10 protein-coding genes are annotated in these 9,217 nt (G+C 72.3%); 8 read left to right on the top strand and 2 right to left on the bottom strand.

The features are described 5' to 3' along the window. Positions 1-188 precede the first annotated feature (188 nt). The 3 genes from AC0CYZ_RS02270 (at position 189) to AC0CYZ_RS02260 (ending at position 2,017) form a co-directional block, all read left to right on the top strand. Positions 189-626 carry a hypothetical protein gene (locus tag AC0CYZ_RS02270; RefSeq protein WP_472211935.1) on the top strand — a complete coding sequence of 146 codons (438 nt, stop codon included), beginning with the start codon at positions 189-191 and terminating at the stop codon, positions 624-626. Between the two features lie 9 nt (positions 627-635). Next, positions 636-1,406, top strand: coding sequence for a hypothetical protein (locus tag AC0CYZ_RS02265; RefSeq protein WP_472211932.1), 771 nt, complete (start codon positions 636-638; stop codon positions 1,404-1,406). An 86-nt stretch (positions 1,407-1,492) separates the two neighbouring features. Then, positions 1,493-2,017, top strand: coding sequence for a gamma carbonic anhydrase family protein (locus AC0CYZ_RS02260; protein WP_472211929.1), 525 nt, complete (start codon positions 1,493-1,495; stop codon positions 2,015-2,017). Between the two features lie 12 nt (positions 2,018-2,029). Here the strand turns inward: AC0CYZ_RS02260 and AC0CYZ_RS02255 are convergent, their stop codons facing one another. Further along, complete coding sequence (locus AC0CYZ_RS02255; protein ID WP_472211926.1) at positions 2,030-2,701, bottom strand: GntR family transcriptional regulator; 672 nt, start codon at positions 2,699-2,701, stop codon at positions 2,030-2,032. 215 nt (positions 2,702-2,916) lie between these two features. On the opposite strand from AC0CYZ_RS02255, the gene AC0CYZ_RS02250 reads away from it, so the two are divergent. The 5 genes from AC0CYZ_RS02250 (at position 2,917) to AC0CYZ_RS02230 (ending at position 8,843) form a co-directional block, all read left to right on the top strand. Next, positions 2,917-4,647, top strand: a complete 1,731-nt coding sequence (locus tag AC0CYZ_RS02250; protein WP_472211923.1) for a thiamine pyrophosphate-binding protein — start codon at positions 2,917-2,919, stop codon at positions 4,645-4,647. Continuing rightward, the gene (locus AC0CYZ_RS02245; RefSeq protein ID WP_472211920.1) at positions 4,644-6,038 is read left to right on the top strand and encodes a phenylacetate--CoA ligase family protein; all 1,395 of its coding nucleotides are present in this window, start codon (positions 4,644-4,646) and stop codon (positions 6,036-6,038) included. The genes AC0CYZ_RS02250 and AC0CYZ_RS02245 overlap by 4 nt, the downstream gene beginning before the upstream one ends. 74 nt (positions 6,039-6,112) lie before the next feature. Further along, positions 6,113-6,754 carry a gluconate 2-dehydrogenase subunit 3 family protein gene (locus AC0CYZ_RS02240; protein ID WP_472211917.1) on the top strand — a complete coding sequence of 214 codons (642 nt, stop codon included), beginning with the start codon at positions 6,113-6,115 and terminating at the stop codon, positions 6,752-6,754. A 7-nt stretch (positions 6,755-6,761) separates the two neighbouring features. Continuing rightward, complete coding sequence (locus AC0CYZ_RS02235; RefSeq protein WP_472211914.1) at positions 6,762-8,414, top strand: GMC family oxidoreductase; 1,653 nt, start codon at positions 6,762-6,764, stop codon at positions 8,412-8,414. An 81-nt stretch (positions 8,415-8,495) separates the two neighbouring features. Next, positions 8,496-8,843 carry a thioesterase family protein gene (locus AC0CYZ_RS02230; protein ID WP_472211911.1) on the top strand — a complete coding sequence of 116 codons (348 nt, stop codon included), beginning with the start codon at positions 8,496-8,498 and terminating at the stop codon, positions 8,841-8,843. Between the two features lie 176 nt (positions 8,844-9,019). On the opposite strand, the gene AC0CYZ_RS02225 is transcribed toward AC0CYZ_RS02230, so the two are convergent. Beyond that, on the bottom strand, positions 9,020-9,217 hold a 198-nt coding region (locus AC0CYZ_RS02225; RefSeq protein WP_472211908.1), incomplete at its 5' end, for a hypothetical protein.

Raw genomic sequence — 9,217 nt, 5'->3', positions numbered from 1 at the left:
AGCCCCGGGGCCCACCTGGCCCCGCGCCTGCCCGCGGCCTCCCGATCCGTCCCGACGGTCAACCCCACGGCCGCCGTGGCCGGGACCGCAGCGTTCACCACCGAGCACTCGGTGCTGAGGCGGCTTCTCGCCGGCCTGCGTCGCCTGTCCTGAACGTCCCCGAAACCCCCCGACGGAGAACACACCCCATGGCTGACATCGACTACGTCCTCAACGCCGCGACCAACATCAAGGGGGCCTTCGCCGTCGCCATCGTCGACTACGAGAGCGGCATGACCCTCGGCTCGCGCGGCGGGAGCGCGGAGTTCGACCTCGACGTCGCCGCCCCCGGCAACAGCGAGGTCGTCCGCGCCAAGTTCGACGTGATGCAGAAGCTCGGCCTGCGCGAGACGATCGAGGACATCCTCATCACCCTCGACACGCAGTACCACCTCATCCGCCCCGTCTACTCGCGGAACGACGAGGACAAGTTCTTCTTCTACCTGGTCCTCAACCGCCAGCAGGCGAACCTCGCCATGGCCCGCCGTGACCTGCGCATGATCGCCCAGCGCTTCACGATGGACGACGCGAGCGCCGGCGGCGCCGCCGTCGACCAGGGCTACTACCAGCAGGCCGGTCGGCGCTGACCGCCTGACGTGGGACGACACCGGCACGTCACCTGCGTCCGTTCCGACGGGCTCTCGACGGTGCTGGCGTCGCTGCTCGAGGACCGGCGGGTGGTCGCCGCGACCCTCGTCGACCTTGGGAGCGGCTTCGTTCTCGACGCCTGCAGCCGGGACCCCGACATCGGGGATCTCGAGCTGCTGGGGGCCGGTCACGCCGACCTCGCCCGGGCGGCCCCGGCCCTCACCGCGGAGCGGCCGGGGGCCGGGGTGACCCTGACCGTCGAGACCGACGACGGACGCGTGCACCTGCTGCGCGAGGTCCCCGACCCGCACGGCGACGCCCTCGTCCTGGCGGTGGTCCTCGCCGCGGGCAACGCACGCTCGATCACCCGGACCCGGCGGCGGATGGCCGCGGTCCCGACCGAGGCGCTCACCGCGGGCCCGACCCTGCAACGCCGTCCCGTGGACGGACGGTGGCAGGTCGAGCCTGCGGAGCCCGACGTGCCGGCCGTCCCCCCCGAGGGACTGCCGGGGCTCGAGCCGGTGGTCCCGCACCCGGGTCCTCCCGAGCCGGTCGACCCGGTCACGGGGGAGCCCGCGCCACCGCCGTCGATGCTGCCCGTCGCGGTCACCTCGACGCCCGACCGGATGCGCTGGGCGGGCACGACGGACCCCGTCATCGGGCCCGAGCCCGGGCCCGCCACCTTCGCGGACGCGGAGCGGGAGCCGGAGGCCGGGGACGACGACGCCGGGCGGGAGCTGCCCGGCGCCCGTGGCGCCCCGGCTGCCGCCGACGTCTGAGCCGACGGCGCGGCCGAGCGACGTCCGTGCGGCGGAACGCGTCGGATGCGACGCGTCCCGCCGCACTCTCCGGGATCATGTCCGCCATGGACCCCCTGCTCGTCACCGTCGACGGCCACACCCCGCAGGTCGACCCCACCGCCTGGATCGCGCCCGGCGCCGTCGTCGCCGGCCGCGCGACCCTCGGCCCGGAGGTCGGCATCTGGTACGGCGCGGTCGTGCGGGCCGACAACGACACCATCACGGTCGGGGCCGGCTCGAACATCCAGGACGGCTCGGTGCTGCACGCCGACCCCGGCTTCCCCTGCACGGTGGGGGAGAACGTGACGGTCGGGCACCGCGCGGTCGTGCACGGGTGCACCGTCGAGGACGGGTGCCTCGTCGGGATGGGAGCGGTGATCATGAACGGCGCCACGGTCGGGCGCGGCTCGGTGATCGCGGCGGGCGCGGTGATCTCGCAGGGGGTGACGGTGCCGCCGGGCTCGCTCGTCGCGGGCGTGCCCGGGAAGGTGCGCCGGGAGACCAGCGAGGACGAGCAGGGGTTCAACGAGATGAGCGCGGCGGCCTACCGCCACCTGCTCGGGCTCCACCGCGAGGCGACGTCGGGCTGATGCCGAGCCGCGTCAGGCGGACCCGGACGCGGCTTCGCCCATCGCGTCGAGGATGAGCCGCTCCCCGTGCTCGGCGTGGCGGCGCGACAGGGCCTCGGCGGCCTCACCGTCACGGTCGCGGATGGCCTCGAGGATCGCGGCGTGGTCCTCCCACACCCAGGCCGGCGCGCCGCCCTGGAGGAGCACCTCGCTCATCACCCGCTGCACGTTGCGCCACATCACCCCGGCGCTCTCGACGAGCAGCGGGTTGCCCGAGGCCTCCACCACGGAGCGGTGGAACTCGACGTCGCCGCGGATCATCTGCGCGAAGGCGCGGTCGGCGAGCGCCTGGTTCCCGGCGGCGACGATCTCGTCGGCGTGCCGCAGCCACGCGTCGTCGCGCCGGGACGCCGCGAGCCGGGCCGACTGGCCGTCGAGGACCGCCCGCAGCTCGTAGAGGTGGCTGACGAAGGCGGGCTCCAGCGGCGCCACCTCGAGACCGCGCCGGCCGAACTCGCGGACCAGCCCCTGGTTGCGCAGCAGCAGCAACGCCTGCTGGATCGGCTGGCGCGACACGTTGAACCGGTCGGCGAGCTGTTCCTGCCGCAGCGGTGTGCCGGGGGTGAGTCGACCCGTGCAGATGTCGTCGACGATCGCCTCGAAGACCTGGTCGGTCCGCGACGGCATCTGCGGCAGCGCGGTCATCCCACCCCCGGTGGTGCCTCGTCCTCAGGGCGCCCGGCCGCGGCGTGGGCCGTACGACCGGGTCGGACGGCTTCACGGTAGCGCGGACCGTGCTCGATGCCCGATATGAGTCGATCAGCCGAGACCATTGACTTCTGAATTCAGAATACGGCACCGTCGAGTGACGGCGGTCACCCGGTGATCGTCGGCGGCTGGTCACTCGACGGGGAGGCTCCATGGCGGCGGACGGTCCGGTGCAGGTCGCCGAGGTGGTGGCGCGGTTCCTCGTCGAGCACGGGGTCGACCGGGTGTTCGGCCTGCAGGGTGGGCACATCCAGCCGATCTGGGACCGGCTGGCCCGACACGGGGTGCGCATCGTCGACGTCCGCGACGAGGGCTCGGCGGTGCACATGGCCCACGCCCACACCGAGCTGACCGGGCAGACCGCGGTCGCGATGGTGACGGCCGGGCCCGGCGTCACGAACACCGTCACCGCGGTCGCGAACGCCTCGGTCTCCCGCATCCCGCTGCTGCTCATCGGCGGCTGCCCGCCGATCCCGCAGTCGAACATGGGACCGCTGCAGGACATCCCGCACACCGCGATCCTCGCGCCGGTCACGCGGGTGTCCCGCACCCTGCGCAGCGCCGACCAGGTGCTGCGGGAGTTCGACGAGGCCTGGGCACGGGCGGCCGGCGACCGCGGTGAGCCCGGACCGGTCTACCTCGAGATCCCCACCGACGTGCTCCGCCAGGAGGTACCCCCCGCGCTGGTGACCGAGGAGCACCTGCGGGCGAAGCCGCGCCGCCGCCCGCAGCCCCACCCCGACGACGTCGCGGCGGTCGCGGAGCTGGTCCGGGCCGCCTCGAAGCCCGCGGTGATCAGCGGGCGCGGGGCCCGGACCACCGATGGGACGGACCTGATCCGGCTGCTCGACGTGAGCGGTGCGGCCTACCTGGACACGCAGGAGAGCCGCGGGCTCGTCCCGGACTCGCACCCGGCGGCCGTCGGGAGCGCCCGGTCCGCGGTCATGCGCGACACCGACCTGCTGATCACGGTCGGCCGCCAGCTCGACTACCAGCTCGGCTTCGGGTCGCCGGCGGTGTTCCCGCACGCGGCGGTCGTGCGGATCTCCGACACCGCGAGCGAGCTGATCGACAACCGCCGCGGCGAGGTCGAGATCCTCGCCGAGCCGGGCGCGGCGCTCGGGGCGATCGCCGACGCGCTCAAGGACCACCAGCCCGACACGTCGTGGCGGGACGAGCTCAAGGCCACGCACCGCACGCGCGCCGAGGACTACCGCCAGGGGCTGCACACCACCGCGAACGGCGCCGACGGCCACATCCACCCGAACCGCATCTTCGGGGCGCTCGACGCCCTCGACGGCGATGCGGTGGACCTCGGCGACACGATCATGATCGCCGACGGCGGGGACCTGCTCTCCTTCGCCCGTCTCGGGATCACCCGCTGCGCGCGCTACCTCGACGCCGGCGCGTTCGGCTGCCTCGGGGTCGCGACGCCGTTCGGGATCGCCGCGTCGCTGGCGTACCCCGACCGCCCGGTGGTCGCCGTGACCGGGGACGGCGCCCTCGGGATCACCGCCACCGAGATCGACACCGCGGTCCGCCACGGGGCGAGGGTCGTCGTGATCGTCTCCAACAACCGCGCCTGGAACATCGAACGCCACGACCAGGCCGAGAACTACGGCCTCGTCGTCGGGACCGAGCTCGCCGACTCCGACTACGCGGGGATGGCCCGCGCGTTCGGGGCCCACGGCGAACGGGTCACCGACGCCGCCGACCTGGAGGACGCGATCCGGCGCGCCCTGGCGCACGCACCCGCCGTCGTCGACGTCGTCACCACCCAGGACGCGCCGTCCCCCGACGCAGGCAAGGGCCTCGGGTTCGTCCCCGACTACCAGGCCCTCACCCCGTGGAACGACGCCGAGATCGAGCGGAGGAAGCCGTGACGGCCGCGATGGAGGAGTGGGCGTTCCCCACCCGCTACGACCAGGACTACCTGCCCGACCCGGAGTCCCCGTACTGGTTCCCGGTCCGCGAGACGATGGACCCGGCCGAGCGCGACGCCGCCGTCCTCGTCCGGCTGCGCGAGGTCATGGAGTACGCGTACGCCACGTCGCCGTTCTACCGGGCCAAGTGGGACGCGGTGGACCTGAGGCCCGCCGACGTCACGTCGTTCGAGGCGTTCGAGCAGGTCCCGGTGGTGACGAAGGCCGAGATGCGGGAGTCCCAGGCGAACCACCCGCCGTTCGGGGACTACCTGTGCTGCGAGGAGTCCGAGGTCCACCACATCCACGGCACGTCCGGGACGACGGGTGCCCCGACGGCGTTCGCGCTGGGCCGCCGTGACTGGGAGGTCATCGCCGACAACCAGGCCCGCATCCTGTGGGGGATGGGCGTGCGGCCCGGCGACACGGTGTTCGTCGCGGCGCTGTTCTCGCTGTACCTCGGCTCGTGGGGCGCGATGACCGCCGCCGAGCGGCTCCGGTGCCGGGTCCTGCCGTTCGGTGCCGGCGCCCAGGGTATGACGTCGCGGGCGGTCACCTGGCTCGCGCGGGTGAAGCCGGCGGCCTTCTACGCGACGCCGTCGTACGCGCTGCGCCTCGCCGAGGTCGCCGAGGCCGAGAAGATCGACCCGCGGGAGTTCGGCCTCAAAGTCATGTTCTTCTCCGGCGAGCCGGGCGCCTCGGTGCCGACGGTGCGGAAGGCCATCGAGGACGCGTTCGGCGCGACGGTGATCGACTGCGGGACGATGGCCGAGATGACGCCGTTCATGTCGGCGTCGGCCACGGCCGGGACCCCGGACGGGATGCTGCTCTGGCAGGACATCGTCTGGCACGAGGTCTGCGACCCGTCGTCGTTCCGGACGGTGCCCTACGGCAGCGAGGGCACCCCGGTCTACACCCACCTCGAGCGGACCTCGCAGCCGATGATCCGGCTCGCCTCCAACGACCTGACGCGCTGGGTCATGGAGGACAACCCGTGCGGGCGCACGTACCCGAAGCTGCCCGACGGGGTGTACGGCCGGATCGACGACATGATCCACATCCGGGGCGAGAACGTGTACCCGACGGAGGTCGACAACTACCTGCGCGGGGTGGCGGACTACGGCGGCGAGCACCGGATCGTCGTGCGGCGCACCGGCTCGATGGACGAGATGATCGTCCGGGCCGAGACCACCCTCCCGGTCGGGGAGCGCGCCGAGTTCGAGCGCAGCACCGGCTCCGGCCTGCAGTCCTTCCTCGGCGTCCGCGTGACCTTCGAGTCCGTCGACGCCAACACGCTCGAGCGCGCCGAGCACAAGGCACGGCGCGTGGTCGACGAGCGACGGTTGCGCTAGCGCGCATGTGAACGATTTTCGTCGTCCCGACGACCACATCCGTTCACATGGGCGGAGCCCTAAGGAGGAGACGCATGGACAACGCCCTGGGGGAGAAGGCCGCCCCGTTCGGCGCCCCCGAGACCACCGTGACGCCGGGATGGGGAGGCGGGTTCTTCGAGAACGGCCGCCCCCGCCTCGGCGGCCTCGAGCAGCCCGTGCGGTTCAGCGACACCCAGGCCGCGGTGATCGACGCCCTCGCGGACACCATCATCCCGCCCGCACCGGGGTGGCCGTCCGCGAGCGAGGTCGACCTCGTGGCCTTCTGCGGGCGCTACATCACCCCGAGCGGGTACCGGAACAAGCACTTCCCCTTCGCGGAGTGCGATTCCTTCACCGCGGCCCTGGACGATCTGGGGCAGGCCTTCGTCGACGCCGATTCGGCGGCGCGGGCGGCGTCGTTCGAGGCGCTGGAGCAGGCCGAGGACCCGTTCTTCGAGCAGATCCGCGCGCTCGTCTACTACGGCTACTACTCGCGGCCCGAGGTCGTCCTCGCGATCCGGCGGAACGTCCCGGCCGGCAAGGACTACCACGGCCCGCCGCTGCCCTACGGCTACATCCAGTCCCTCGAGCCGTGGGACGAGACGACCCTCGCGCAGGCGAACGAGAACGGTTCCTACCTCGAGACCGACCAGGTCGAGCGCGTCGACCTGTCGAAGCTCACCTGGACGAAGTGAGGCACCCATGGCCGGTTACGAAGACGTCGACGTCCTGATCATCGGCGCCGGGCCCGGGGGGGCCGGCGTCGCCTACGAGCTCAAGGACACCGGCGCCACGATCGTCTGCCTGGAGCAGGGACCGTGGGTCACGCCCCCGGAGCACCCGCACTACCACGACGAGTGGGAGATCGAGAAGCAGCGCGGCTGGGCCTACGACCCCAACGTCCGCCAGCTCCCCGAGGACTATCCGGTCACCGGGACGACGACGCCGTACATGATGAACAACGTCGGCGGTTCGACGGTGCACTACGCCGGGCACTGGCCGCGGTACAAGCCGGTCGACTTCCGCAAGGGCACCGAGCACGGCCTCGAGGGCACGATCGACTGGCCGATCTCGTACGAGGACCTGGCGCCGTTCTACGACCGCAACGACGCGATCTACGGCATCTCCGGCCTGATCGGCGACCCGTCGTACCCGGACCGCAAGAACGCCCAGCGCGACCCGATGGTGCTGCCCGGCAAGCTCGGCCTGAAGTACGCGAAGGCCTCCCGCGACCTCGGCTGGCACTGGTGGCCGAGCGACAACGCCGTCATCACCCGGCCCCGCGAGAACCGCGAGGCCGACGTGGGGATGGGCAACGAGCTCTCCGGCAGCCCGACGGGGTCGCTGTCCACGCCGGCCCACGCGCACTGGCCCTACGCCGTCCGCGCCGGGGTCGACCTGCGTCCCATGTCGCGCGTCGAGACGATCACCGCCGACGGCGGGAAGGCCACCGGCGCGGTCTACATCGACCGCACCACCGGCGAGCGCCACGAGATCCGGGCGAAGATCGTGGTGCTCGCGGCGAACGGGATCGGCTCGCCGCGCCTGTTGCTGCAGAGCGCGCAGAAGGGTCACGAGAACGGCCTGGCGAACGCCAACGGCATCGTCGGGAAGTACCTCATGCACCACGTGTTCGCGTTCTGCGACTCGTGGTTCGACGAGCCCGTCGAGGGGTTCAAGGGCTCGTTCGGGTCACCGATGTACTCGCACGAGTTCTACCACACCGATGTGGACCGCGGATTCGTCAACGGATTCGGCATGCAGGTGGCGCGCTCGTTCGGCCCGTCCTACGCCGCGATGGGGACGCACACCGGGTACACGGCACCGTGGGGCGAGAAGCACCGCGATTTCTTCGCGAACCACTTCGCCAACCACCTCATGGTGTTCATGTTCGGCGAGGACCTGCCGGTGGAGACGAACACGGTGACCCTCGATCCGGAGGTCACCGACTCCGACGGCATCCCCGCCGCGCACGTGAACTACGAGCTGCACCCCAACGACGTCGCGCTCGCGGAGTACGGGATCGAGAAGATTTTCGAGGCGACGCGGGCGGTCGGCGCGGTCGAGACAAACGACACCGGCGTGCTCTACCCGCCCCCGGCCTGGCACCTCATGGGGACCTGCCGGATGGGCAACACGCCGCAGGACTCGGTGCTCAACAAGTGGTGTCAGACGTGGGATCTGCCCAATCTGTTCGTGGTGGACGGGTCGACCCTGACGACGGGTGCCGCGGTGAACCCGACGTCGACGATCGGTGCCCTGGCCGTCCGCGCCGGTGAGTACATCAAGCGGAACCACGACCACATCGTCGCGCAGAAGACGACGCCGTCGAACGCGGATGCGCCGTCGATGTAGGTGCGCTTCGCGCTCGTGAGCACTTTCCCGTGTCATAGGGCGGAAAAGTGCTCACGAGCCGCAGGCACCTAGGATGCCGCGATGCTCCACGACGTGACCGACGCCGACACCGCGATCGCCCTCGGCAGTGGGGACGTGCCCGTCCTCGGCACGCCGCGGCTGGTGGCCTGGCTCGAGGCGGCGACGGTCGCGACCGCGGCGTCGCTGCTCGAGGACGGCCGCACGACCGTCGGGACGGCCGTGCGGGTGAAGCACCGCGCCCCGACGGCGGTCGGCGGCACGATCGGCTGCACCGCGGAGGTCCTCTCCGGGCCCGACGAGAAGGGCCGGCTCACCTTCGCGGTGCGCGCGGTCGACGGCGAGGGCCAGGTGGCGGGGGAGGGCGAGATCGACCGGGTCATCGTGGACCGGGACACCTTCGGGGTGTGAGCGCAGGTGGCGTCGGCGCCAGGAGGAGACCACGCCCGGCGACGTCTGCTCGCGAAGGACTCCGCCCAACCGGGTCGCGAGGACCCGGGTTTCCGGCAGCGCTGTGGGTGAGCGAGCGTCGAGTGGACGACCACGGCTCAGCCCTGCCGGTCCGCCCGGAGGCACGGCCCCCGTCCTCACCCGCGCGACGCGCACCTGCGGGCCGTGGCGACCAGACTCACCGTCGCCGCCTCCGGGTCCAGGCCGCACAGGTCGAGCAGCGTGAACAGCGACTCGGCGCTGATCACCACGGCCAGCGCGAGCGCGAGCGCCTCCCGCTCGGGGCCCGCCGGCATGGGCGCGAGCGCGTGGTCGATCACCTCGAAGCGGTGCGC

This window comes from Actinomycetospora sp. (assembly GCF_055612215.1).
The sequence above is the reverse complement of the archived record's forward strand: the minus strand, read 5'-3'. Positions and strand labels throughout refer to the sequence as shown.

Bases quoted from the DNA above. Each gene is read 5' to 3' on its own strand.
- AC0CYZ_RS02250 (WP_472211923.1), top strand. From the start codon at position 2,917: ATGGCGGCGGACGGTCCGGTGCAGGTCGCCGAGGTGGTGGCGCGGTTC.
- AC0CYZ_RS02260 (WP_472211929.1), top strand. From the start codon at position 1,493: ATGGACCCCCTGCTCGTCACCGTCGACGGCCACACCCCGCAGGTCGAC.
- AC0CYZ_RS02235 (WP_472211914.1), top strand. From the start codon at position 6,762: ATGGCCGGTTACGAAGACGTCGACGTCCTGATCATCGGCGCCGGGCCC.
- AC0CYZ_RS02255 (WP_472211926.1), bottom strand. From the start codon at position 2,701: ATGACCGCGCTGCCGCAGATGCCGTCGCGGACCGACCAGGTCTTCGAG.
- AC0CYZ_RS02270 (WP_472211935.1), top strand. From the start codon at position 189: ATGGCTGACATCGACTACGTCCTCAACGCCGCGACCAACATCAAGGGG.
- AC0CYZ_RS02230 (WP_472211911.1), top strand. From the start codon at position 8,496: ATGCTCCACGACGTGACCGACGCCGACACCGCGATCGCCCTCGGCAGT.
- AC0CYZ_RS02240 (WP_472211917.1), top strand. From the start codon at position 6,113: ATGGACAACGCCCTGGGGGAGAAGGCCGCCCCGTTCGGCGCCCCCGAG.